We start from the raw sequence: 24,846 nt of genomic DNA on the forward strand, positions 1-24,846 counted from the left end.
TTAACAAAATTATAATAAAACCAATAAAATTAATAGGGAAATATATAAAATCTATTTTTAACAAGCAACTAAAGTTTTCTTCTGCTTTACTTTACCTAAAAAATTAATGATAAAACAATACTAACCAACCAGTTAAATTCTCTAGCACTACAAACCTCTTCCTAGCATTAAATCTTCTCAACTATATTAAAAATCCACCGTATATTTGCTATCTATTTTTTCAAATCATGACTCAGAAAATCACCATAGCCATTGACGGTTTTTCATCAACAGGAAAAAGCACCATTGCCAAACAATTAGCTAAAAAATTAGCCTATATATATGTAGATACAGGGGCAATGTACAGAGCTGTTACTTTGTATGCGATGCAGCAAAACTATATTTCTGAGAATCATTTTAACCCAGAAGATTTAATTGCTGATTTACCCAATATTTCTTTGTCTTTCACTTTTAATGAAGAATTGGGGTTTGCTGAAATGTTTTTAAACGGAACCAATGTTGAAAAAGAAATTAGAAGCATTGAAGTTTCTAAATTAGTAAGCAAGGTTGCTGAAATCTCTGAAATTAGAAAAAAGTTAGTTCGTGAGCAGCAAGAAATGGGTAAAAACAAAGGTATTGTTATGGATGGTCGTGATATTGGAACTGTCGTTTTTCCTAATGCTGAACTAAAATTATTTATGACTGCTTCTGCAGACAAACGCGCTACGCGTCGTTATAAAGAGTTATTAGATCGTGGTGACAAGGTGAACTACGAAGAAATTTTACAAAACGTACAAGAACGCGACAGAATAGATTCTACTCGAAAAGACTCTCCTTTAGTAATAGCTGATGATGCTATTGAGTTTGATAATTCTGACATGGGTCTTAAAGAACAATTTGAACGTATTATGCGTTTGGTTTCCACTAAAATTCAATAAAAACTACTTTTAATTATTAGTACAATAAACCCACAAAATTCTTGTGGGTTTCTTTTTGCTTTTTTTATGTAAAGTTGTAAATTTCTTACATGGAAAATCTTCAAAAAATAATCAACGTTACTCAAATACGAAAAGCAGACGAACACACTATTACTAAAAAGGGAATTACCTCTTTTGCTTTGATGGGACAAGCATCTTTAGCGTTTGTAAAAGCCATTGAGCCTTTATTAAATCGCTCTCTAAAAATTGCCATTGTTAGTGGTGTTGGTAATAATGGTGGTGATGGATTTGCTATTACTAGAATTTTAAGAAGTAAAAAATATACTGTACAACCTTTTTTAGTTCAGTTTAAAGATACACTTAGCCCAGATTGTGATATTAATTTTCAAAAACTTGATGATACCATTATTATAAAGTCTATTAGTGAAGTTCCTGATTTTTCTGAGTACGACGTGATTATTGATGCTATTTTTGGTTTTGGCCTTTCCAAGCCTATTACTGGTTTTATAAAACATGTTATTGAAAGCATTAATAACGCTAAAAAAACTGTGTATGCTGTTGATGTTCCTTCAGGATTATATTGTGATAAGTTACCTGATTCAAAAACTGTTGTACAAGCAGATTTAGCCGTAAGTTTTCAACGACCAAAATTTTCTTTCTTTTTCCCTGAAAATGGAACGTTTGTAAAAAATTGGAAAACGGTTGATATTGGCTTAGATGAAGATTTTATTCAGCAACAAGAAAGCAATTATTTTATTCTGAACGATAAAATTACTACTCTTTTAATATCTCGGTTGCGTCAATCACACAAAGGAAGTTATGGACATGCATTATTAATTGCTGGTTCTTACGGAAAAATGGGAGCTGCAGTACTTTCTTCAAAAGCTTGCTTGCGAAGTGGCGCAGGCTTGTTAACTAGTTATGTACCTAAGTGTGGATATCAAATTATACAATCTTCCATTCCAGAAGCTATGTGCCTAACCGATGAGAATGAAGAATTCGTGACCCAACTCCCAGAAATTTCCAAATACGACGTTCTCGCGATAGGTCCTGGATTGGGTATTCATAACCCAACAGCTCAACTTGTAAAAAAACTACTCTCAGAAAGCAATGTCCCATTAGTTATTGATGCCGATGCCATCAATATCATTGCCCAAAACGAAGAATTGAAATCGTTGCTTCCTAAAAATTCTATTTTAACTCCACATATTAAAGAATTTGATAGATTGGTTGGAGAATCTGACACCTCAACGGAACGTTTTCAAAAGCAACTTGAATTTTCTGCAAGACATGAATGCATCGTGGTTTTAAAAAATGCATTTACTACTGTTTCTTCTCCTGAAGGAAATTTATACTTCAACACTTCTGGAAACCAAGGAATGGCAACAGGTGGTAGCGGTGATGTACTTACAGGAATTATCACAGGCTTATTAGCGCAAAATTACCCACCTTTACACGCTGCTTTGTTAGGCGTGTTTTTTCACGGAAAAGCAGGTGACGATGCCGCTTGTAAAAAAGGATACAATGCGTTAATTGCTTCTGATATTATTGATGCTTTACGAATAGAAAAAAGTTAGTTTTGTTTAGACGTTGATTGAACTACTACCGCTAATAACATTACCAAACCACAGCCTAAAGCATTTAACCACAAATACGGTAACCAATCGATATACCAAACTGCTATAATGATTAATTGTGTAATTATTGCTGCAATAAATACTGCATTTCCTTTTACATGTTTTATAAAAAAGGCCAATAAGAATATTCCCAGCACGTTTCCGTAAAAAATAGAACCAATAATATTTACAAGTTGAATTAAATTATCAAATAAATTAGCGACACAGGCGACTAAAATTGCCAAAATACCCCAACCTAAGGTAAACCACTTTGACATTTTTACATAATGTTCTTCGCTGTATTCTATTTTGGTATTTCGCTTATATAAATCAATAGCTGTGGTACCTCCCAAAGCATTTAGTTCTGATGCTGTAGAAGACATTGCTGCTGATAAAATTACTGCCAACAACAAACCTATCAACCCTTTGGGTAAATTATTCAGAATAAAGTGAATAAACACATAGTCTTTATCGTTTGTTTCTACCAATGGAGCTACTTTTGAAATAATAGTTTTTGCTTCTTCTTTTAGCACCTTATCTTGTTCGTTAAATTCTTGAAGTTGTGTTACGTTTGCAGGAGTTAACCCTTCAAAAATCAACGCTTTTTTTCTTCCTTCTATAAAACGATGTTGTTCTTCTAGTTTAACATACTGCTCTATTGTTTCAAGATTGGAATTTGCTATTGCTTCTCCGGATTTTGGATTGAAATTTAACGGTGACGGATTAAACTGATAAAATACAAATACCATCACTCCAACTAACAGAATAAAAAACTGCATCGGCACTTTTAACAGCCCGTTAAAAATCAACCCTAATTGGCTTTCTCGTAATGACTTTCCTGATAAATAGCGTTGTACTTGGCTTTGATCTGTACCAAAATACGACAACATTAAAAATGTACCTCCTAAAATACCTGTCCAAACCGTGTAACGGTTATTCAAATCCCAAGAAAAATCAAGCACTTTCATTTTATCGGAAGCTCCTGCTATTTCTAATGCTTTACTAAAAGTTATATCATCAGGTAAATACTCTAATATCAAATAAAAAGCCACAAACATTCCTGCAAAAATTACAGCCATTTGTTGTTTTTGCGTAACACTCACTGCCTTGGTTCCCCCAGAAACGGTGTAAATAATTACCAAAACACCAATAATGATATTCAAAGTAATTAAATTCCACCCCAATACTGCTGATAAAATAATAGCTGGTGCAAAAATGGTAATTCCTGCTGCTAATCCACGTTGAATTAAAAACAGAATCGCAGTCAAGGTTCGAGTCTTTTGATCGAACCTTCCTTCCAAATATTCGTAGGCTGTATAAACTTTTAATCGGTGGTATATTGGAATAAACACCAAGCAAATAACAACCATGGCTATTGGTAGTCCGAAGTAAAACTGCACAAATCCCATTCCGCTATGAAATGCTTGCCCTGGGGTTGATAAAAAGGTTATCGCACTGGCTTGTGTAGCCATAACCGACAAACCAATTGTCCACCATTTACTTTCATTCCCTCCTTTTATATAATCTTCAACATTTTTACTTCCTCTGGTTTTCCAAACTCCGTATAATACAATAAACAATAAAGTTACCGAAAGAACAATCCAATCTACTAGCTGCATGGTTTATTTTGTATATATGTTAGTAATGATGTAAAATAACACGATGTATACTAAATTAGCTACTAAGACTAATGTATACTCTTTTTTCCATACATACTTTTTATCCATACTTTGTTTTTTGTTAGTTGATTATTGTTTTGGTTTTTCGTAGAAACTATTGGCTAATGATGCTTCACTTAACAAAGGCATTTTAAACTGAGTAGGTGCTCGTCCTGGTTCTGTTGGTTGTCCGTTTTCATCTTTAGCATACCAAGTTATGGATTTTGGCAATAATAAACCGTTAACATTTTCCCAATCGTTATATCTTATAATTTTATAAGCATCGGTTGGTTCTTTACTAAAAAAGGTAACCGTATACCCTAACCATGCCATTTGTTTTGTTTCTGGATGGTAAAATATAAAATAATTATCATCTGGTGAAGTTCCGACGTTGGCTTTGTATGAAATTTTTATTCCTGGGTAAGTTACTCCTTCATAAATTAGTGGATTTGTTTCTGAATATACTATACCATCATCTGCCAACACAAAAGGCATTGCGTAGAAATAAAAATATAGGTTGTAATAAAACTCAGGATTTCCTTTAAACGCTGTTGAATCTTGTTGTTGCAACCACACTTCTTTTCCGTCAAAGCCCAAAGAATATTCTGGCGAATTTACTACTGTTTTTCGTGAATGTAAGTCTGTAGTATGTTCTTCATTTTTTAATGTGAATGACAGTGTTTTCATTTTTTTCCACTGTTCAATGCCTCCATGTTTTTTTAAAACTTCTTCTAAAGCTTTTGGATATTTTGATATTGCTACCTCATCTTTTTTACTTGTTTCCTTTTTAACTTCTTTTTTACATGCTGTTGAAACAAGAGCTATAGCTATTAGTAGTACTATTTTTTTCATGATGATTGATTTATTTTATTCTATTTGGTCGAAACTACCATTAGAAATTACAGTAAAAATAAAAAACTCTCCAAATATATTTAGAGAGTTTGTGTTAACTATAAAAATTGAATGAATTATTCATCCGTCAAGGCTTCCATAAAAGCTATTAGGTCTTTAATTTCTTTTTCTGACAAGTTCAATTTATCTGATGGTAAGGTTTGATTTGACACTTCGTACCCTAATCCTTGTCCTCCACCTTCATTATAAAAATCAACTACTTGTTCTAAGGTTTCATATACCCCATTATGCATATAGGGAGCCGTTTTGGATACATTACGAACGGTAGAAGTTTTGAAAAAGTACTTTCGTTCTTCAGTTTTAAATATATTATACGCCCCTAAATCATCATCTAACCCTGTTTCTTGTGTATTAGGAACTCCTATAGACTCTACCTCAGTCTCAGTAAAATTAGGTGGAACTGTTCCATTAAACACAGGCGGAAAGTGGCAAGTGGCACATTTTGCTTTCCCCATAAAAAGATTAAAACCGTTGATTTCAGACGTTGTTAAAGTGTTTTCCTTATTATTGATGTTTTTATCAAATTTAGAACTAAAGTCGCCCAAGCTTCTAATATAATTTGCCATTGCGTTTCTGATGTTAAAATCAGTTACTTTTCCATATAAATTAGCAAACGATTTTGTGTACACACTGTCTTTTTTTACAATTTCCGTTAAGTTTTCTAAATTGGTATGAAACTCATTCCTGTTTTCAACAACACCTACAATTTGCCCTTCTAAACTCCCTGCTCTTCCATCGTGAAAAAAAGTTTGTTGGTAAGCTGCATACGATACAGTTGGGGTATTTCTTAACTGTTTCGGAAAAGTTGCCAACCCATCAGTAAAAGCTTTGGTTTTAATATGACAAGTAGCACAACTCATCACACCATCTTTCGACAGGTTCTTATCATTAAATAACTTTTTTCCTAATGCTATTTTCTCTTCAGACGTGGCTTTTTCTAGCTGGTGGTAATCGTTAAAAAAATCCACATTAAATGTTTCTTTAGAAAATAATGAAGTGATGTTATTGTTGAACGCCATAGTTAACGGGAATTCCACTTTCCAATCTTCTGAGGTTTTTGCCAACAGCTCCAATTCTTTATGTGTGTGATTTTTTATAAAATCATAGCGGTTAAAAAACTCAAAGTCGCCTTCTTGTAACATTTTTTGAGCTGTCTGCAACTCATTTACAAAATCAGTATATAAATTATCTTTTGAAAACTCACTTTTATATGTGTTTATAATAAAGAGTAAGGTTTCGTAGGTTGTTTTTGCTTCTGATAACGATTGCTCTAATACGGGTGAATCAAAGCCTGTAATGCCTACCAAAGCTACACGAGCAATTTGGTCGCGTAACAGCCATAAAATATGATGCTTTTTTAAATACAGCCTATTATTTGCAGCTATTAACCTAAGTCTGTTCGCTGTAATTTTAACTATTTCATCTACGTTAATAGTCTCAGCTGTTTCTTCGTGCAATAATTCTTCTATAACCTGAAATCCAAAAGGACTTCTTATTTTAATATCTGTTGCATCTTCTTCTTCAACCTTTAAAATATTAGGAGCATTTAAGCTCTTGTAGTTTTCTTTATCTGCAAAAGCTACTATTGGTTCCAGTAACTTAAATTCATTTCTTGCTAATTTGTAGTTTTTAAGTTTTTCTGAAACCTCTTTAACGGTATTAATTTCTTCTAAATACGAAATACAGTTTTCAAGATGTTTTGAATAATAATCTTGAACTTTCTTTACCAAAATTTGATTTTCAACCTTTGTATAGCTCACCGATTTTTCTTGTTTACAGCTAACTATAGATAGTAGAAAAAGACACATGAGAACATGTGTCTTTTTTATTTTTTGAAAATTCTTTGTCATTACCTATTTAATCCTTGAACAACGTACAATTGACTTCCTTCTTTTGATGTTTCAGCTGCATCATTTGCATTCGCGTCAGTAAATGCTCCCCCGTCTGCTGGAACCCATCCGTGGTTTTGAGTAATTAATAAGAACGTATTGCTTACGCCAATAGTTTCAGAAATATCAATCATCCCCGTAATTTCCCATGCATTATCTTGGTAAGACGCTCCATAACCTTGTGCAGAAGCCGTTACTTGATCGCATTCTAATACTTTTTTTAACTCTCCTGTTTTTAAATTGTATTGATACAAGCTTGCCGCATGATTTTTTTCTCCATCAAAATATCCGTTAGGGTCTTCTTGGATATAGGCATAATTTTCAGTCACTACAATGTTATCAGGACTGTGGAAAGCACTCGCCTTTCCATCTAACATATCGCCATCCAATACACAAGTAATTTTTGCCGCTCCAGTAGGATCGTTTTCATTTAACTCCACCTTATATACACGTCCGTAAATACTTCCTTTCCCCACTAAACCATCTTTTTTACGACCTGTTACACAAAAATAAATTTCACGATTATTTTGAGCAGAACCTCTTCTCCAATCAATATCCTCTAAACGAGAGAAGCCCATTACACCTTTTTCTTTTGCTTCAGCATCAAGTAAATCGATATTTTTTTCCGTTAACTCAACAAAAGAAGCATTATAGGTTGTACCTTCCTTCATATCTACTTCATATGCAATACCTTCATCCGTTACTTTCAAACCATACAATTTACCTCCTTCTAAATCTCCTCTACTCCCTACATACATCCCTAACTGACCAGAAGGAACTTCATTATCTGAATGATCATCTCCTATAAATACAACAGTTTTATTAGCATAAGCGTCTTTACCAATAGCTACAGCATTTTCTGTAGACCATTGCCCTAAAGCTGTTAACATTCTTGGAGAACTTGCTGCTGAAGCACTCTTTAAAGGATCTGTAGCAAAAACTCCTTTAGAAGCTCCTCCCCATTCTCCTCCTGATAAATACAATGGACCAAAACCGTGCTCAGCCTCTGTAATTAAAGATCCAGAACACTGTGCCGTACTAGCTGTAGCATTTGCATTTAAAATATATTCTCCATGTACAGGTTTAAAAGTTTTATCTAAGGTAATACGAGCAATTGAATAATCTGCCTCTATATTATTTATTAAAGTATAAGTACCATCTGAGTTTCTCATTAACCCAGCTCCGTCTGCCATAGAACCGTATACAAAGTTTGGTGTATCTTCTAACTTATCTTCAGAAGATAACAAAGGGTAAATTTTCACTCCAGAAAAAGCAGATTCTAATTTTAAGAAGTTAGGAGTTTTTGAATGTGCTTTTAATTCAATTGAATCTCCTTGATTAGGGGTACTATCAGAATCACAAGATGTTAAAGCAATAGCACCACAAACACCTAAGAATCCTAATTTAAGTAAGTTTTTCATTATTTTGTTAATTTTATTTATACCCGCAAATCAACAACTCTTACTTTAAGAAGTTCTTAGCTGTAGTTTAAATCTATCTCATCAAAAGGTTACCAACTTTAACTAAACTTAAACAGCCCTACACAATAATTGTCCTCAAAACGACTTAAACACTAACTATCACCCCTCTACAAGTTAACCTTTTCTTTACTTAATTTATATGGTCCTTATAATTGCTTGCTTCATTTTCTATATAATAAAAAAAAAAGCACCTTTAAAAGGTGCTCTTAGTTTACTTCAAAATTTTACTTTGGTTAGAGTAAAAATCATTTTGTTTTCTTTTTTTTCATAGAATTTTCCCCGACGACGTGATATAATTCCCCATTTTATATCTTACCTTATACAAGGTTTAAATTTTAACCGAGACAAAAATAAACCGTCTAATTTTCTTTTTGGTAAGTCAGTGACTTACTTTTAGTAAGTCACTGACTTACTTTTTTATCAAAATGGACTAAAAAACACTTTAAAAGCAAAAAAAATAGTCCAAAACAATAATTATTAAAATTTATATATATTTGCTTTTTATGAAAAAAATGATTTTACATATAGCACAAGAGCTGGTAAGCTTAACATGTGGTTTTCGCAGAAATCCTGATGAAGGAATCTGCCGAAACCGGACGTTATATGTTAATTATAATAAGAACTCAAACATGAGTTGATTATAACTATGTAATAATATATAAAGCGTCCAAATAATTTTGGACGCTTTTTTTATATTTTTTTTTGAAAAATGAAATTTTAACATAAAACATATAAAAATTCTTAATTGAACTCTAAACTACTAACGTACAAAACGTTACCAATAACTTCTTATCTGGATCTTATCCGGACAACCCCCTTCTATCTCAAAATCAATCTAAAATACTGACTATCAACTAAATAACATCTAAAAAAACTTGTTTTGTTGTAAAAATTCTGTATATTTGTACCCTACTTATTAAGGCAAACTTAATTTAGTAGTATTGACAAATAATAATTTAACACTATGGTATTAACTAATATAAACAGAAGTAGCAGCTTAGCTTATGGAAAAGGAGCTGATTACAAAACAAAAAAGGACAAGGATGTTTATTGTAAAGCAATGTATTTAATGAGGAATTAGTAATTATTCTCTACTTATATATTACACAAAGGCGTCTTTTTTAAAAAAGACGCCTTTTTTTGTTAAAAAACACATTTTTAACAAGTTAAAACTTGTATGATTCGTTTTTTTTCACTATATTAAGGGGACAAAATAAAAGCTATGAAAACATTAAAATTGCACACACTAAATGAAAAAGGACGTTTACTCATTAAACAAGAACGCTTACTAAAATTACCTTCATTATTTATAATGATGTCACTATTTTAGAATCAAAATCAACTAGCGTTCATTTCAAAATTGCAAACGCTTCCTTTATGACAAAGTAGAATTTCCTGAAGTCTGTTGTACTCAATAGGCCTTAGCAGTAACGCATCTTCATAAATTGATGTTTCTATCAATTTAATTCTACCTACTACCCAAACACTTGGGTTAGATGACTATTGCCTCATTTAAAAATGATGCAATACACGCGAAAATTTATTTCGATGCTATATGAGCTGCAGATGCGGCTAGGAAAACTATTGTCAAAATTTAAAAATTGAAATTATGAGAACTTTAAAATTTACACTACTAATAAGCTTGTTATTTTTGTTAACTACAAGTTGTACAGACTTAACAGAAGATATTGTGCCGAACAACACTGTTAACCAAACAGAATTAGTTACAAGTACTAATGTACCTACCAATGGTACCGGTGATAACGGTACTGGAGGAACTACCGATATAGATACTGGTGGTGGTGATACAGATACAGATGATGGTGGTAAAGGAAATTAACCTTTACCAATTAACTAAGCCTTTAACAAATGTTAGAGGCTTTTTTTTTTAGATTTGTTTACTTTATAAAATTAAAATGATAAAAAAAATTATTCTATCTTTTTTGTTAATTATACTTTCAAAAAATTGTTTTAGCTACAACTTAAATACTTTCCTTATTCAAAGTGATAGTATTGATATTTGGATTAATAAATCCAAAAATAAAAAGCTAGACATTAATAATAGAAAAAATCTACTTCTTAAATCATATCAATATATCTTAAACAATAACTTAAACAAACCTTTAGAGTTAAGCTCTATAGCCTATGAATACTACAAATTAAAAGATACTTCTTTATTTAAAAAAATAAATCATAAAGCTATAGAAATCTCTAAGACTCAAAAAGACTATTATGCCTTAGGTGATGCATATTGGAATTTTGCTACATATTTTGTTAGAAAACAAAATTACCCTAAAGCTTATCATTATTTTAACAAGGGCTATGAAGCTTTTGATAAGGGAAATCATAAATATGAAAGAGGAAAAATGTTATATGGTATGGCTAGAATTAAAGGTAGATACAGAGATTACACAGGTAGTGAAGTACTACTCATTAAAGCTATTAAAATTTTTAAAGATACTAAAAGTAACAAAGAGCTATATAACGCATACAACTTACTCGGTTTACTACAAGAAGATATTAAAGAGTATGATAAAGCTTTATTTTATCATAATAAATCACTTAAGTACTTTTCTAAATTAGAAAGTAAAGAACAGGTATACTCCGCTAAATATAATAACATTGGTAATGTTTACAGAAAAAAAAATCTTTATAAAAAAGCTATTGAAGCCTATGATAAAGATCTAAAAAAGAGAATAAGACCCCTTCACTATGCTACACTTCTTGACAACAAAGCACACTGCAAACTCTTAATGAATGACACTCTAAATATCAAAAAAGATTTTTACAAAGCATTAGCAATAAGAGACAGCTTAAAAAACAAAGAAGGAATTCTAACCTCTAAAATCCATATTTCAGATTATTACAAATATATTAAAGACACCGTTGAAGCTCTACAATATGCTAAAGAAGCCAATTTATTGGCTAAAGAGTTAAAGAATGGTAGAGATTATTTAACTACTCTAAACCAGCTTGCCAACTTAGACAAACAAAATTCTAAAAAATACTTAGATCGTTATATAGTGTTTAACGATAGCTTAATTAGTGCCGAACGAAGAATACAAAATAAGTTTACACGTATTGAGTTTGAAACAGATGAATATATTGAAGAAACCGAGCGATTAAGTCAACAACGTATATGGATTCTAGTAACTAGTTTTGCTGGTCTACTAGTTCTTAGCCTACTCTATTTTTTACGTGTACAAAAAGTAAGAAATGAAAAATTAAAACTAGAAGCCGAACAACAAAAAGCCAATGAAGAAGTATATGTATTAACCCTACAACAGCAAGCAAAATTAGAAGAAGAACGAATTAATGAACGCAACCGTATTTCGGCAGAACTACACGATGGTGTGTTAGGAAAACTTTTTGGTACTCGAGTAAATCTTGGCTTTTTAGCGATGCAAATGAAGCCTGAAACTCAAGAAAAACATCAGGCTTTTTTAGACGAGTTACAAGAAATAGAAAAGGAAATTAGAGATGTTTCTCACAGATTAAGCGATAATTTTGATAGTGCCAATATTAATTTTACAACAATTTTAACGCAGCTTTTAAAAGACAGAAGCGCCATTGGTAACTTTACTTATCAATTTGATTTTGATAAAACTATTCCTTGGAGCGAAATTAGTGAAGTTACAAAGGCCAATGTATATCGTATCATTCAAGAAGCTTTGCAAAACATTATAAAGCATGCTAAGGCAAAAAATGTTACCTTAGAGGTTTCTTTTAAGAAAAAAGAACTCATTATTTCGCTGAAAGACGACGGAATTGGTTTTAACACCGAGAAAAAGAAAAAGGGAATTGGTATCAAAAATATTACAGCAAGGGTACAAAAACTAGGTGGTCATTTAAAATTTATTTCTAAAGAACATCAAGGAACTACACTTGTCATTATAACCCCTTTTAACACTAAAAATGAAAAGTAAAAAGTACAACGCTTTAATAATTGACGATCATCCTTTAATATCAGAAGCCTACAAAAGTGCTTTTACCTATATTGAAAGTCAAAATGAAAACATTTCTTTTCATATTCAAATAGCGAACAATTGTGGCGTTGCCGATGAAATTATTGAAACCCATGCTTCTTCTAAGCAACCTATTGAGATTATTTTTTTAGACATTAGCTTACCTCCTTTAGAAGAAAAAAGTATTTTATCTGGTGAAGATTTAGGTTTGATTATAAATGAAAAGCTTCCAGAAGCTAAAATTATCATCTCTACTACTTTTAACGATAATTATCGAGTACATAGCATTTTAAAAAATGTAAACCCAGATGGTTTCTTGGTAAAAAACGACATTACTCCTGTAGAGCTAGTTCATGCTATTGAAGAAGTGCTTAACGACCCTCCTTACTACAGTAAAACAGTAATGAAAATGCTGAGAAGTCAAGTTTCTAATGAGTATTTCTTAGATGATTTGGATCGAAAAATTTTGTATGAATTATCGATTGGTAATCGTGTTAACAAATTGCCTAACATACTCCCCTTATCATTAGCTGCCGTACAAAAAAGAAAACGACAAATGGCTAAGGTATTTGGGGTTGACAATTCTGATGATCGCGATTTAATTTTAATAGCAAAAGAAAAAGGATTCTTGTAAGAATCCTTTTTTCTCTTATTTTACATCCTGTTATTAATAATACTTTGTACTACTTCAGGATTTAAGAGTGTAGAAACATCTCCCAAATTATCTAATTCATTATGTGCTATTTTTCGTAGAATACGACGCATAATTTTTCCTGAACGTGTTTTAGGCAGTCCTGCTGTAAACTGAATTTTATCCAACTTCGCAATTGGCCCAATATGCTCTGTTATAATTTGATTTATTTCTTTACGTACATTATCTTGGTTTCTTGCCTCTCCTGTTTCTTTTAAAATCACATATCCATACAAGGCATTTCCTTTTACATCATGTGGAAAACCAACTATAGCACTTTCAGCCACAGCAGGGTGTTCATTTATAGCATCTTCAATAGGTGCTGTTCCTAAATTATGCCCAGAAACGATAATTACATCGTCTACCCTACCTGTAATTCGATAATAACCTACCTCATCACGAAGTGCACCATCACCTGTAAAGTACATAGCATCGAATGCAGAGAAATACGTTTCTTTATAACGTTGATGATTTCCCCAAATAGTTCTTGCCATAGAAGGCCAAGGATATTTTATACACAGCCTACCATCAACCTGATTTCCTTTTACTTCTTTTCCGTTTTCATCCATCAATGCTATTTGAATTCCTGGTAAAGGCAATGTTGCATAAGTAGGTTTAGTTGGCGTAATATAGGGCAATGGTGAAATCATAATTCCACCAGTTTCAGTTTGCCACCAAGTATCTACAATTGGACTTTTCTTTTTTCCAACATTATCATTATACCAGTGCCATGCTTCTTCATTAATAGGCTCCCCAACCGTTCCTAATACGTTTACGGATGAAAGATTATGGCTATCCACAAAATCTAAATGTTCTTTCGCCAATGCTCTAATTGCTGTAGGTGCTGTATAAAATTGATTTATGTTATGCTTCTCCACAATTTCCCAAAAACGACCAAAATCTGGATAACTAGGTACTCCTTCAAACATTACAGTTGTTGCTCCATTTGCCAAGGGACCATACACGATATAACTATGCCCTGTAATCCAGCCAATATCTGCGGTACACCAATACACATCGTTCTCTTTGTAATTAAATACATTTTTAAACGTATACGCTGTATATACCATGTAACCCGCTGTAGTATGTAACATTCCTTTGGGACTCCCTGTTGAACCAGAAGTATACAATATAAACAAAGGGTCTTCAGCATCCATAATTTCAGGAACACAATCTTGATAAGCTTCTTCTAATAAAGGGGCTAACCACTTATCTCGCCCTTCTTTTAATTGAATATCTGAATTAATTCTTTTAGCAACCAATACAGTTTCTATGGTAGGGCAGTCTTCTAATGCTTCATCAACAATACTCTTTAAATCAATAGTTTTAGCTCCTCTGAAAGAACCATCAGAAGTAATTACCATTTTTGCTTCGCAATCATTAATTCTCGTTGCTAGTGCTGTTGACGAAAAGCCTGCAAAAACAACCGAGTGCACTGCTCCAATTCGCGCACAGGCTAAAACTGAAATGGCTAATTCTGGAATCATCGGCAAGTAAACACAAACCCTGTCTCCTTTCTTAATTCCATTATCTTTTAACACATTGGCGAATTTACAAACACGTTTATGTAGCTCTTTGTAAGAGATGTGTTGAGCTTCTTCTTTTGGGTTATTTGGTTCAAATAAAATAGCTGTTTTATCTCCTCTAATATGCAAATGACGATCGATACAGTTTTCTGTAATATTTAGCTTTGCTCCTTCAAACCATTTGAACTCTGTTTTTTCAAAATCATAGTCTAAAACGGTGTCCCATTTCTTCCTCCAAACAAAGTGTTCCTCTGCTATTTCTTCCCAAAATAATTCTGGATTTCTAACAGACTTTCTATATACTTGAAAATATTCTTCTAATGTTTTTACGTGGTAGTTACTCATTCTTATACTCCTTTTTATTTTAGCTTAAGCTACTAAAATAAATCTTTTTTAATTGTTTATCAACTTATTAATTTCTCTTCTTAAAATAACACTATTCTTCATCTTCTTGTTGCAACAAACGTGATTGTACAATGAAACGGACTCCTAAAGGAATTTCTAATGAAAAACTTGCTCCTCTTCCTTCAGTTATATCAATGGTTAAGTGTGTATGCTTCCAATATTCATATTGATCTTTATTCATATAAAAGGGGACTTCCTCTAACACTCCCAACAAAATATCACTTTCATCTAAATACATTTCATCTTTAGGAAAAATCATTGGTGATGATCCATCACAACACCCACCACTTTGATGAAAAATCAATGCGCCATGTTGCTTTTTTAGTTTTTCAACTATTTTTTTTGCGGCATCTGTTATTGCTACTCTTTGCATATTTTATTTTTTAATAACAACAATACTGAGCTTTAAAAAGCTCAGTATTGTCAAACAACTAAAAGAATCCTAACTTGTTTTTATCATACGATATTAACATATTCTTAGTTTGACGATAGTGATCCATCATCATTAAATGTGTTTCCCTACCAAATCCAGATTTTTTATATCCTCCAAATGGCGCATGCGCAGGATAAGCATGGTAACAATTTACCCATACTCTTCCTGCTTTAATAGCCCTTGGTATTTGATATAACTGATGTGCATCTCGTGTCCACACTCCTGCCCCTAATCCGTACATGGTATCATTTGCTATTTCTAACGCCTCCGCTTCATCTTTAAACTTTGTTACACATACAACAGGTCCAAAAATTTCTTCTTGAAAGACACGCATTTTATTGTGCCCTTCTAGAATAGTTGGTTTAATATAAAAACCATTTGCTAACTCTCCTTCTAGTACATTTGCTTCTCCACCGCATAGCACTTTTGCTCCTTCTTCTTTTCCTATTTTAATATATGCCTGGATCTTTTCATATTGATCATTTGATGCTTGCGCACCTACCATTGTGTTTACGTCATACGGACTCTTTTGTACGATAGCTTCTGTTCTTGCTACCACTCGCTCCATAAAGGCATCGTAAATAGCTTCTTGAACTAAAATACGTGAAGGGCAGGTACAAACTTCACCTTGATTAAAAGCAAACAACACAGCTCCTTCAATAGCCTTATCTAAAAATGCATCGTCTGCATCCATTACACTGTTAAAAAAGATGTTTGGAGACTTACCTCCTAGCTCCATCGTTACTGGATTTAAATTTTTAGAAGCATACTGCATAATTAGCTGCCCTGTAGTGGTTTCTCCTGTAAAGGCTACTTTATCAATTCTTGAACTCGATGCTAATGGTTTCCCTGCTTCAGGACCAAAACCATGCACGACATTAATAACTCCAGGAGGAAAAACATCCGCTATTTTTTCCATTAACAAGGTTGCAGATGACGGAGTTTGTTCTGCTGGTTTTAATATTACACAGTTACCTGTAGCCAATGCTGGAGGTAACTTCCACGACAACATTAAAAGAGGAAAATTCCAAGGAATAATTTGCCCCACAACTCCTAAAGGCTCTTTAATGTTCATTGATAAGGTATTTTGATCAAGCTCTGTTGCACTTCCTTCTTCTGCTCTAATAGCAGCAGCAAAATAGCGCCAATGATCTACCGCCAATGGAACATCGGCATTTAATGTTTCTCGTATTGGTTTTCCATTATCACAGGTTTCTACTAAGGCAAACTCTTCTAAATTTGCCTCAATAATATCTGCTACTTTATTTAACAAAGAAGCTCGTTCTGCAGCTGAAGTGTTTCCCCAACTTTCCTTTACTGCATTGGCTGCATCTAATGCTAATTCTATATCTTCTTTTTGTGATCTTGGATATTTTGCTATAACGCTATTATCAACTGGAGATCTGTTTTCAAAATATTCTCCACCTAATGGAGACACAAACTTCCCATTGATGAAATTTGCATACGTGTCTTTAAATTTTGGTTTCGTGTAACTCATAAAACTTTGTATTTTTGTTCTTTACTTAAATTAATTTTTCGAAATAACACTTCTCTAATCAATCCGTGTTAAAAATGAATATTTCGTAATTTTTGTAAAATTAAAATATCAAATAGTCAATACATTGAACGTATTTATTAAATTGTAACACATATCTATTATCTCAAAAAAGAAACGATAGATTTTTGTACTATTGATTATGAACCATTTATTAAGTCGACATAAAGAGAGTAGAAAACTCACTACTTTAATTGAGAACAGAACTACGTACAATGCTGAATATGCTGAGTTAAATATTTTTGAAACTCACAAAAGCGCAGAACAAGTCTCTTTGACTTTTGATTTTCCTGTGATTGCAAGTATGCTCACTGGAAAAAAAATAATGCATTTAGAAGGTATGGAACCCTTTGAGTTTTTCCCTGGTGAATCTGTAGTAATGCCTACCAACCAAGAAATGATTATCGATTTTCCTTTGGCTGAAAAAGAGAATCCTACTCAATGTTTGGCTTTGGGTATTGACTCTGATAAAATTGACGAGATAGTAGAAAAATTTAATCACAATGTAGCCATAGAGCGTGAAAATAATCATTGGAAGCTAAATGAAACTTCTTCTCACCTTGTTCATAATACGGATATTAATCATTTAGTTGGACGTTTAGTACATACATTTACCGATCAAAACAAATCTAAAGACATTCTTCTTGATCTTATGATACAAGAATTGATTGTTAGATTATTACAAACAAAGGCTAAAGCTTTTATTTTAAATGATCCTTCTGGTACACTTACAGACACCCGTATTGGCATGGTTATTAAGTTTATTAAAAACAACCTTACTAATAAAGATATCACTGTAGAATTGTTAGCTAAGAAGGCTTGTATGAGTACATCTCATTTTCATAAAAAGTTTAAAAACACCTTAGGAATTTCTCCTATTGACTATATAAATTCTGAAAAGATTAAATTTTCTAAAAAACTTATAAAACAATCTAAAAACCTACGAATCTCTGAAATAGCTTACAAATCTGGTTTTAACAATATTAGCTATTTTAACAGGCAGTTTAAAAAAATGGAGATGATTACTCCTCAGCAATTTAAAAAGTCCTTTATAAAAGAGTAAATCAGTAACTTTTTTTCAAAAACTTTTATAGGTACATTTGTTTGATATGGTTATCTCTCTTTTTCTAGATGTTTTAAGTACCAATTGGTACATAATCTTACTTTTTTTTATTGTAGCTATTCTATACTCTTCAGTTGGTTTTGGTGGAGGCTCTAGTTACTTGGCTGTTTTAGCACTTACGAGCTTACTTTTTACACAAATAAGAGCTACGGCATTACTTTGTAATGTTATGGTAGTTACTGGTAATGTTTTACTGTACATACAACAAAAGCAATATAATTGGAAAAAGGTTATTCCGCTTACGCTATTTAGTGTACCTATGGCTTTTTTAGGTGGTTATTTACGAATAAGTCAAACGTTTTTCTTTATTCTTTTAGGTTTTACACTACTTTTTGCAGCTATTACCATGTGGATTTCTAACAAAGTAGTTACCAACAACAATAAAACTACCGATTTAAACCTAGTAAAAAATGCAGGTTATGGCGGAATTATTGGTTTTATTTCTGGAATGGTTGGAATTGGTGGCGGTATTTTCTTAGCTCCGTTACTTCATTTAACCAATTGGGACACTCCTAAAAAAATAGCTGCTACAGCAAGCTTTTTTATTTTGGTAAATTCTATATCTGGGTTGATAGGTCAGTATACAAACCCTGAGTTTTCTATCGATTGGAATTTAACCTCTGCTCTCCTAATTACAGTTTTTATAGGCGGGCAAATAGGTAGTAGAATGAGTAACCAATTCTTTACACCTAAGCAACTAAAAAAGGCAACCGCTATTTTGATTGCCTTTGTGAGTATTCGTATTTTAATTAAGTACTTATTTTAATTTCGCTTTTTTGCTCCTTTTATTACTCTTTAGCTTTGGTTTGCTGTAAGCATACCCTTTTCTTTTTTTATTCTGTTTTGAAAAATTACTGTTTTCTTTCCTTTTTTTTCTGAAAACTTATACGTGTAAAATCCATCTTCAAAAGAAAACTCATTTGGTGAAGTAGGATACATCTTAAATTTACTTGAACTCCCCTTTCTTTGACTATACAGTTGGTTATTTTCCATCGTAACTAAACGAATTCCTCCATCTTCAAATTTATAAGTACCTACCCATTTTTGTAACTCTTCTTTTGATAAAGAAACAGCATTATTACCTGTAGCAAAAGGTTTGTTAATAGCCAACCCTGCTATTTTTATAGTCAATGCTGTTGGTGATTTACAACCGCAATTAGAAAATACAATTACATACACATCTTCACTTGGCACATATACTCCCATAGATTTATACCCTGGTATTGAGCCACCGTGTTCTATAGTTGGTACTCCATTTATTTCATTCAAGCTCCAACCATACCCATAATCTATTTTCTTACCATTGTTTAATGCGTAATTGGTAAACGCTTTTTCAATTGTTTCTTTTTTTACTAGTGTATTATTACGAATGGCTGTTTGCCATCGCAACATATCATCTACATTCGACATAAGTGATCCTGCCGCATACGGTAACGACATACTTATGTATTGAGCATTCGAATAGTCTCCATTTCTCTTTCGATATCCTATGGCTCGGTTTTTAATCAGTTTTACATGACTTCCATAAGAAGAAGAATTCATATTCAGTTTCTTAAAAATTCGTTCTTCAACAAATTCTGGATAACTTATTCCGCTTACTCTTTCAATAATGTACCCTAAAATAAAGTACCCAGAATTATTGTATTTATATTGCTCCCCCGGTTCAAAATCCATCGGTTCATTTTTAAAGAAATCGATAAATTTTAAAGGTTCTACATCTTGAGTTGTTACTTCTCCAAACTTTTGCATTGAGGTGTAGCTTTTAATCCCAGAAGTATGTGTTAATAGGTGGTGGATTGTAATTTCTTTTCCTTTTGGATAATTAGGTATAAATTTAGCTAACTTATTTTCTAGGTCAAGTTTTCCTTCTTCTAGTAACATTAGTATGGAAACTGCTGTAAACTGTTTAGTAATTGAACCAATTTCGAAAACATTTTTTGGCTTCATGTTTACATCTAACTCTAAGTTAGCCTTTCCATAAGCTTTCTTGTAAATAACATTTCCTTTTTTAGCAACCAAAGCAACAACTCCACTTTCATTATCTTTAAATTGAGCTTTTAAAATTTCATCAATTTCTGACTCTAAATTTTGTGCACTAACCATACTTGTTAGTAAAAAGCACAATACAGAAAGTATCCCTTTTCTAATTTGAACTCTGTTTTTCATTTGGTTTGTTTTCGTGATTATCGTAGGTAAGACGCAGCAAAAAAAAACAGGTTACAAGTTTTACCCCAAAAAAAAAAGCAACGTATATACGTTGCTCTTTCATCCCCAAAACATAGATAACTATTTCTTAGCCTAACCAAGCATTCATCATCCACAATGTTTTTTCCTGTTCAGCTATAAAATCACTCATCATCGAGTTTGTTCCTTCATCTTCTGCATTATCCGACAAATCAAGAATTGTACGCTCTATTTTTAGTAATTCTGATAATGAATTAATGATTAATGTTACAGCTTCTACATCATTTGAAATATTTTTACCTACTGGTACTCTCGACACATTAGTATAATCTTCAAAAGTATGCAATGGTGTTCCTTGTAATGTTAAAATACGCTCTGCAATTAAGTCTACTTTTTCTTGCGCATCGGTATAAAATTCTTCAAATTTCATATGTAACTCAAAGAAATTTTTTCCTTTAATATTCCAGTGCAATCCTCTTGCATTTTGGTAATACACTTGAAAGTTTGCTAATAAGGCATTTAACTCTTTTACTAAATTTTCAGTTTTTTGTTTATCTAATCCTAAAATTGTGGTTGACATATTGTTTTGATTTTAAGTTTTTTACTTTTTCTACTACAAATTTAAGGCAAGTTTTAACAACTTTACTATAAAGGTAATCGATTGTTTTAATATCTTTATCAAAAATTATTATTGAAATGACTATAACACAATTAAAATATACACTAGCGGTTGCTGAATATAAAAACTTCACCATAGCCGCTGAACATTGCTTTGTTACACAACCAACGTTGAGTATGCAAATTCAGAAATTAGAAGAAGAATTAGATGCTAAAATTTTTAATCGTTCAAAAAAACCAATAGAACTTACAGAAGTTGGTAAACGCATTGTAGAGCAAGCCAAAGTTATTGTTGATGAGAGTAATCGCATTATAGACATTGTGCATCAACAAAAAGGCTATGTAGGAGGTGAGTTTAGATTAGGAATCATTCCCACAATTATGCCTACACTACTTCCTATGTTTTTAAAAACATTTAGTAAAAATTACCCCAAAGTACAGTTGGTTATCGAGGAGTTAACTACTGAGGAAATTGTAAGAAAATTAATGGATGGTTATATCGATGCTGCTATTGCAGCTACTCCATTAGAAAATGAAGCGATTAAAGAACGTGTTTTATATTATGAACCTTTTGTTGGATTGGTTCCTAGTGAACATCGTTTATTTAATCAAAAGAAATTAAAAGTTGACGATTTAGAAGTTGATGATATCTTATTGTTAGAAGACGGACATTGCTTTAAAGACAGTGTAATTAATCTTTGTAGAACAAATAAAAGAAGTTCAACACATCACTTTCAATTAGAAAGTGGAAGTTTTGATACATTGATAAAGTTATCTAAAGACGGTTTAGGAATGACCTTACTTCCTTACTTAAACACGTTGGACTTAAATGAGCGAGATAAAACTCATTTAAGAGAGTTTGAAACTCCCTCTCCTGCACGTGAGGTTAGCTTGATTTATCATAAATCTCAATTGAAAATGCAATTGATAGAAGCTCTAAAAAGTACTATTGATAGTGTTATTAGAGGTGCTATTGCTTTTAGTGATGTAGAAATTATAAGTCCACTTCAGAAAAAATAAACTTCATTAAGTTAACATTTTAAAATAACTGACCTAGCTATGGGGTGGAAAATATCATGCGTAATTATTAACTCTAACAAAGAAGTAGAGAAAGAAAAACTCTTAAATAGTATCGGTTTTCATAATCTAAAAAAAATAGTTCCTAAAACGTTTGAAGAGGTTATGTTACCTCCAGATAATACCGTTTATATTACAAAATACAAAGGAAATTGGATAATATGTGAACAAGAATTGCCCATAAAATCATTTGAAGAAAACACTTCCTATGAGGAAAATACACTATCTGATTTTTTTCCTGATACTGAAATATGTTCTATTGCTCTTCAAAGCACTGTTAATTTTTGGGCATATTCTGTTACTATAAATAATCAAAAATTAAGGGTTAAAGGAGGAACATCAGAACTAGGCACCTTTATTGATTTCGGTAAACCTCTTAAAGAGGAAGAAAAACTATTATCTAAGTCAAAAATAGATGAAAATGGAAATAGGTTTTATAATTTCGATGATTTTACTGAAGGAGAATTTACTGAAGATCAAGTAGGTGAAAATTTTGTATTTGAGTTATGTACAAGGTATTTTGGAAAGCAATTGAATTCAGATGATGAGTTATTATTTGATACTAATTTCGAAGGATATAGTTTTTCAAAAACGCCTACTAACATAAAAAAAGTTTCTTCTCCTCTTGATAACTTAAATAAAAACACTCAATTAAACACAAAATTTCTAAAGTATCTATTATTTTTAGTTGCAATAATCATTATACGCCTAATTCTAAAAAACACATAAAAAATCCCGCTATTAGCGGGATTTTTTATTTTTTATCGCTCAGCGATTTAAAAACTATATTCTGATAAAGGTTTTGGAAAATCTTCCGGATTTGCTGCTAAATGATAACGAGGATCATCTACCGCCTCTTCAATAACATCTGCAAAAATAGGGCTTGCTTTATAAAGCAACACCTTACAATCTTCACTTAAATGTTTTAAGGTTACCTTTTTTCCTACCTTTTGATATTTTTCAACTAGTATAAAAATAGCTTCAATAGCTGAGTGATCAGAAATACGCGATTCTACAAAGTCAATTTCCACATTAGCTGGGTCATTCTTAATATCAAACTTTTCGTTAAAAGCAGTAATACTTCCGAAGAATAATGGTCCCCAAATTTCGTAAATCTTAGTTCCATCTTCTTTAAAACGCTTTCTCGCTCTAATTTTTTTGGCATTTTCCCAAGCAAAAACTAATGCTGAAATAATAACTCCAACAAATACAGCTATTGCCAAGTCAAAAATCACGGTTACCGCTGATACTATAATTAACACAATCGCATCTGACTTTGGTATCTTGTTCATAATTCTAAAGCTCGACCATGCAAATGTGTCAATTACCATCATAAACATTACGCCTACTAAAGCTGCAATAGGTACTTGTTCTATATATTTATCTGCAAAAAGAATAAAAATTAATAAAGTAACCGCCATCATAACTCCTGATAAACGTCCTCTACCACCTGCGTTAATATTAATTACTGTTTGACCAATCATACCACAACCACCAGTTCCTCCAAACAAACCACTTACCATATTTCCAGCCCCCTGAGCTATACACTCTTTATTACCATCACCTCTTGAGTCTGTTAATTCATCCACTAAGTTCATCGTCATTAACGTTTCAATCAATCCAACAGAAGCTGCTAAAAAAGCGTACGGTGCTATAAACTTTAACGTATCTAAGTTGAATGGTAAATTGCTCCAAAGTTCTGCTAAATTCATTTTTTTAGAAATCTCATCAAAACCATTTAAACCAGCTCCTCCACCATCTCTAATGAAGTCTCCAACATTTATAGATTCCAATCCTCCAAAAACAGCTACAAACGTAACAATTAAAATAGCTGTTAACGCTGCTGGTACTTTTGTTGTTACTTTTGGCAGCAACCATATAATTAACATTGTTAGTAACACCAACCCTATCATAGTATATAGTTTTATTCCTTGTAAAGTAGATTTTACTACTCCACTATCTTTTATGGAATAGAATCCGCCATTTTCTATATTAAAAACAACCTTTTTTGTTTTAGCATCAAACACTTGTGTATCTGATTTCACAAAAACTTCTTGATTTGTTTGATTGTTAATTACTGAATTTCCTTTGATTGAAAATAATGCAGCATTTGATACTAGATCTTGTACTTCATTATCTGCTATTTTATAAACCAGTTCTTTCGATTCGGTTTTACGCATGTTTTGTCCGAAAATATCTTTCTTGTTTTCTTTAAACATCCCTAATTGGGCGATGAAAATAACAACCGCTAAACCATTTACAAACCCCATCATTACTGGGTGTGGAATTAACCGAACTAATTTCCCTAGTTTAAATACTCCTGCTAATACTTGAATAACCCCCATTAAAACCACAGCTGCCAATAAATAGAAGTACCCCATATTTTCTACAGGCGTATCAAACAGCAGTCCTTTTGCATGTCCTTCTTGTATCATGTTTACAAAAATTACTGCCACGGCTCCTGCTGCTCCAGAGATTAACCCGGGTCTTCCTCCAAAAACGGCAGAAATGATTCCCACAACGAAAGCTCCAAACAGTGCTACAATAGGACTAATTTGAGCCACAAAAGCAAAAGCTACCACTTCTGGTATCATTGCTAACGATACTGTAATACCTGCTAGCGAATCGTCTTTTATGTTAATCTTCTTACTTTTAATGTATTTCATCATAATTTCTAAGAGTCTTTTGTAAAAGTGCGCAAATGTAAAGATAATTTTATAGACCAAGTTTTACCTTTCATTAAGTTTAATTTTGTCAGCGTAAATTTTTGCCTTAATTTTGAACGTTGAACTATCA

General features: G+C 32.3%; 19 protein-coding genes. 9 read left to right on the top strand and 10 right to left on the bottom strand.

Features of this window, described 5'->3' with window-relative positions; all coding sequences use genetic code 11:
- Positions 1-227: 227 nt before the first annotated feature.
- On the top strand, positions 228-917 hold the full coding sequence (gene cmk, locus V1T75_RS08390; RefSeq protein WP_330488101.1) for a (d)CMP kinase: 690 nt from the start codon (positions 228-230) through the stop codon (positions 915-917).
- Positions 918-1,006: 89 nt separating this feature from the next.
- Entirely contained in the window at positions 1,007-2,494 is a 1,488-nt protein-coding gene (locus V1T75_RS08395; protein WP_330488102.1) for an NAD(P)H-hydrate dehydratase, read from the top strand.
- Here V1T75_RS08395 and V1T75_RS08400 read toward each other — a convergent pair.
- The 4 genes from V1T75_RS08400 to V1T75_RS08415 form a co-directional block, all read right to left on the bottom strand.
- Entirely contained in the window at positions 2,491-4,152 is a 1,662-nt protein-coding gene (locus V1T75_RS08400; protein ID WP_330488103.1) for a sodium:solute symporter, read from the bottom strand. The genes V1T75_RS08395 and V1T75_RS08400 overlap by 4 nt on opposite strands.
- A 129-nt stretch (positions 4,153-4,281) precedes the next feature.
- Positions 4,282-5,043: a hypothetical protein gene (locus V1T75_RS08405; RefSeq protein ID WP_330488104.1), complete on the bottom strand. Its 762-nt coding sequence runs from the start codon at positions 5,041-5,043 to the stop codon at positions 4,282-4,284.
- Between the two features lie 116 nt (positions 5,044-5,159).
- On the bottom strand, positions 5,160-6,863 hold the full coding sequence (locus V1T75_RS08410) for a cytochrome-c peroxidase (protein ID WP_330488105.1): 1,704 nt from the start codon (positions 6,861-6,863) through the stop codon (positions 5,160-5,162).
- A gap of 89 nt (positions 6,864-6,952) precedes the next feature.
- Positions 6,953-8,413, bottom strand: a complete 1,461-nt coding sequence (locus tag V1T75_RS08415; protein ID WP_330488106.1) for an alkaline phosphatase PhoX — start codon at positions 8,411-8,413, stop codon at positions 6,953-6,955.
- Between the two features lie 1,669 nt (positions 8,414-10,082).
- Here V1T75_RS08415 and V1T75_RS08420 point away from each other — a divergent pair.
- The 3 genes from V1T75_RS08420 (at position 10,083) to V1T75_RS08430 (ending at position 13,072) form a co-directional block, all read left to right on the top strand.
- Positions 10,083-10,313 (top strand): hypothetical protein, encoded by a 231-nt coding sequence (locus V1T75_RS08420; protein WP_330488107.1) that lies wholly within the window; start codon positions 10,083-10,085, stop codon positions 10,311-10,313.
- Positions 10,314-10,389: 76 nt separating this feature from the next.
- Positions 10,390-12,399, top strand: a complete 2,010-nt coding sequence (locus V1T75_RS08425) for a tetratricopeptide repeat-containing sensor histidine kinase (RefSeq protein WP_330488108.1) — start codon at positions 10,390-10,392, stop codon at positions 12,397-12,399.
- Positions 12,389-13,072, top strand: coding sequence for a DNA-binding response regulator (locus V1T75_RS08430; RefSeq protein ID WP_330488109.1), 684 nt, complete (start codon positions 12,389-12,391; stop codon positions 13,070-13,072). Before V1T75_RS08425 ends, V1T75_RS08430 begins: the two co-directional genes overlap by 11 nt.
- 20 nt (positions 13,073-13,092) lie before the next feature.
- Here V1T75_RS08430 and acs read toward each other — a convergent pair whose 3' ends face one another.
- From acs to V1T75_RS08445, 3 genes are all read right to left on the bottom strand, one after another.
- Positions 13,093-15,000: an acetate--CoA ligase gene (gene acs, locus V1T75_RS08435; RefSeq protein WP_330488110.1), complete on the bottom strand. Its 1,908-nt coding sequence runs from the start codon at positions 14,998-15,000 to the stop codon at positions 13,093-13,095.
- A gap of 91 nt (positions 15,001-15,091) precedes the next feature.
- Complete coding sequence (locus V1T75_RS08440) at positions 15,092-15,433, bottom strand: DUF779 domain-containing protein (RefSeq protein ID WP_330488111.1); 342 nt, start codon at positions 15,431-15,433, stop codon at positions 15,092-15,094.
- Between the two features lie 58 nt (positions 15,434-15,491).
- Positions 15,492-16,991 (bottom strand): aldehyde dehydrogenase family protein, encoded by a 1,500-nt coding sequence (locus V1T75_RS08445; protein ID WP_330488112.1) that lies wholly within the window; start codon positions 16,989-16,991, stop codon positions 15,492-15,494.
- 199 nt (positions 16,992-17,190) lie between these two features.
- Here V1T75_RS08445 and V1T75_RS08450 point away from each other — a divergent pair, with 199 nt between their 5' ends.
- A complete protein-coding gene (locus V1T75_RS08450; RefSeq protein ID WP_330488113.1) occupies positions 17,191-18,111 on the top strand; it encodes an AraC family transcriptional regulator in 921 nt (306 codons plus the stop codon).
- 46 nt (positions 18,112-18,157) lie between these two features.
- The gene (locus V1T75_RS08455) at positions 18,158-18,937 is read left to right on the top strand and encodes a sulfite exporter TauE/SafE family protein (protein ID WP_330488114.1); all 780 of its coding nucleotides are present in this window, start codon (positions 18,158-18,160) and stop codon (positions 18,935-18,937) included.
- A gap of 29 nt (positions 18,938-18,966) precedes the next feature.
- On the opposite strand, the gene V1T75_RS08460 is transcribed toward V1T75_RS08455, so the two are convergent.
- Positions 18,967-20,337, bottom strand: coding sequence for a serine hydrolase domain-containing protein (locus tag V1T75_RS08460; protein ID WP_330488115.1), 1,371 nt, complete (start codon positions 20,335-20,337; stop codon positions 18,967-18,969).
- A 127-nt stretch (positions 20,338-20,464) separates the two neighbouring features.
- Complete coding sequence (locus tag V1T75_RS08465; RefSeq protein ID WP_125345235.1) at positions 20,465-20,935, bottom strand: Dps family protein; 471 nt, start codon at positions 20,933-20,935, stop codon at positions 20,465-20,467.
- 116 nt (positions 20,936-21,051) lie between these two features.
- Between V1T75_RS08465 and V1T75_RS08470 the strand changes: the two genes are divergently transcribed.
- Together V1T75_RS08470 and V1T75_RS08475 are read left to right on the top strand one after the other, a co-directional pair.
- The gene (locus V1T75_RS08470; protein ID WP_125345236.1) at positions 21,052-21,993 is read left to right on the top strand and encodes a hydrogen peroxide-inducible genes activator; all 942 of its coding nucleotides are present in this window, start codon (positions 21,052-21,054) and stop codon (positions 21,991-21,993) included.
- A gap of 39 nt (positions 21,994-22,032) precedes the next feature.
- The gene (locus V1T75_RS08475; protein WP_330488116.1) at positions 22,033-22,779 is read left to right on the top strand and encodes a DUF6928 family protein; all 747 of its coding nucleotides are present in this window, start codon (positions 22,033-22,035) and stop codon (positions 22,777-22,779) included.
- 47 nt (positions 22,780-22,826) lie between these two features.
- Here V1T75_RS08475 and V1T75_RS08480 read toward each other — a convergent pair whose 3' ends face one another.
- On the bottom strand, positions 22,827-24,719 hold the full coding sequence (locus V1T75_RS08480) for a SulP family inorganic anion transporter (protein ID WP_330488117.1): 1,893 nt from the start codon (positions 24,717-24,719) through the stop codon (positions 22,827-22,829).
- Positions 24,720-24,846 lie beyond the last annotated feature (127 nt).

This window comes from Tenacibaculum sp. FZY0031 (genome assembly GCF_036350695.1).
Taxonomy (GTDB): Bacteria; Bacteroidota; Bacteroidia; order Flavobacteriales; family Flavobacteriaceae; genus Polaribacter.

What these genes read in the sequence shown, in the direction of transcription:
- cmk (WP_330488101.1), top strand. Translation starts at nt 228, where the DNA reads ATGACTCAGAAAATCACCATAGCCATTGACGGTTTTTCATCAACAGGA.
- V1T75_RS08395 (WP_330488102.1), top strand. Translation starts at nt 1,007, where the DNA reads ATGGAAAATCTTCAAAAAATAATCAACGTTACTCAAATACGAAAAGCA.
- V1T75_RS08400 (WP_330488103.1), bottom strand. Translation starts at nt 4,152, where the DNA reads ATGCAGCTAGTAGATTGGATTGTTCTTTCGGTAACTTTATTGTTTATT.
- V1T75_RS08405 (WP_330488104.1), bottom strand. Translation starts at nt 5,043, where the DNA reads ATGAAAAAAATAGTACTACTAATAGCTATAGCTCTTGTTTCAACAGCA.
- V1T75_RS08415 (WP_330488106.1), bottom strand. Translation starts at nt 8,413, where the DNA reads ATGAAAAACTTACTTAAATTAGGATTCTTAGGTGTTTGTGGTGCTATT.
- V1T75_RS08420 (WP_330488107.1), top strand. Translation starts at nt 10,083, where the DNA reads ATGAGAACTTTAAAATTTACACTACTAATAAGCTTGTTATTTTTGTTA.
- V1T75_RS08425 (WP_330488108.1), top strand. Translation starts at nt 10,390, where the DNA reads ATGATAAAAAAAATTATTCTATCTTTTTTGTTAATTATACTTTCAAAA.
- V1T75_RS08430 (WP_330488109.1), top strand. Translation starts at nt 12,389, where the DNA reads ATGAAAAGTAAAAAGTACAACGCTTTAATAATTGACGATCATCCTTTA.
- acs (WP_330488110.1), bottom strand. Translation starts at nt 15,000, where the DNA reads ATGAGTAACTACCACGTAAAAACATTAGAAGAATATTTTCAAGTATAT.
- V1T75_RS08440 (WP_330488111.1), bottom strand. Translation starts at nt 15,433, where the DNA reads ATGCAAAGAGTAGCAATAACAGATGCCGCAAAAAAAATAGTTGAAAAA.
- V1T75_RS08445 (WP_330488112.1), bottom strand. Translation starts at nt 16,991, where the DNA reads ATGAGTTACACGAAACCAAAATTTAAAGACACGTATGCAAATTTCATC.
- V1T75_RS08450 (WP_330488113.1), top strand. Translation starts at nt 17,191, where the DNA reads ATGAACCATTTATTAAGTCGACATAAAGAGAGTAGAAAACTCACTACT.
- V1T75_RS08455 (WP_330488114.1), top strand. Translation starts at nt 18,158, where the DNA reads ATGGTTATCTCTCTTTTTCTAGATGTTTTAAGTACCAATTGGTACATA.
- V1T75_RS08460 (WP_330488115.1), bottom strand. Translation starts at nt 20,337, where the DNA reads ATGAAAAACAGAGTTCAAATTAGAAAAGGGATACTTTCTGTATTGTGC.
- V1T75_RS08465 (WP_125345235.1), bottom strand. Translation starts at nt 20,935, where the DNA reads ATGTCAACCACAATTTTAGGATTAGATAAACAAAAAACTGAAAATTTA.
- V1T75_RS08470 (WP_125345236.1), top strand. Translation starts at nt 21,052, where the DNA reads ATGACTATAACACAATTAAAATATACACTAGCGGTTGCTGAATATAAA.
- V1T75_RS08475 (WP_330488116.1), top strand. Translation starts at nt 22,033, where the DNA reads ATGGGGTGGAAAATATCATGCGTAATTATTAACTCTAACAAAGAAGTA.
- V1T75_RS08480 (WP_330488117.1), bottom strand. Translation starts at nt 24,719, where the DNA reads ATGATGAAATACATTAAAAGTAAGAAGATTAACATAAAAGACGATTCG.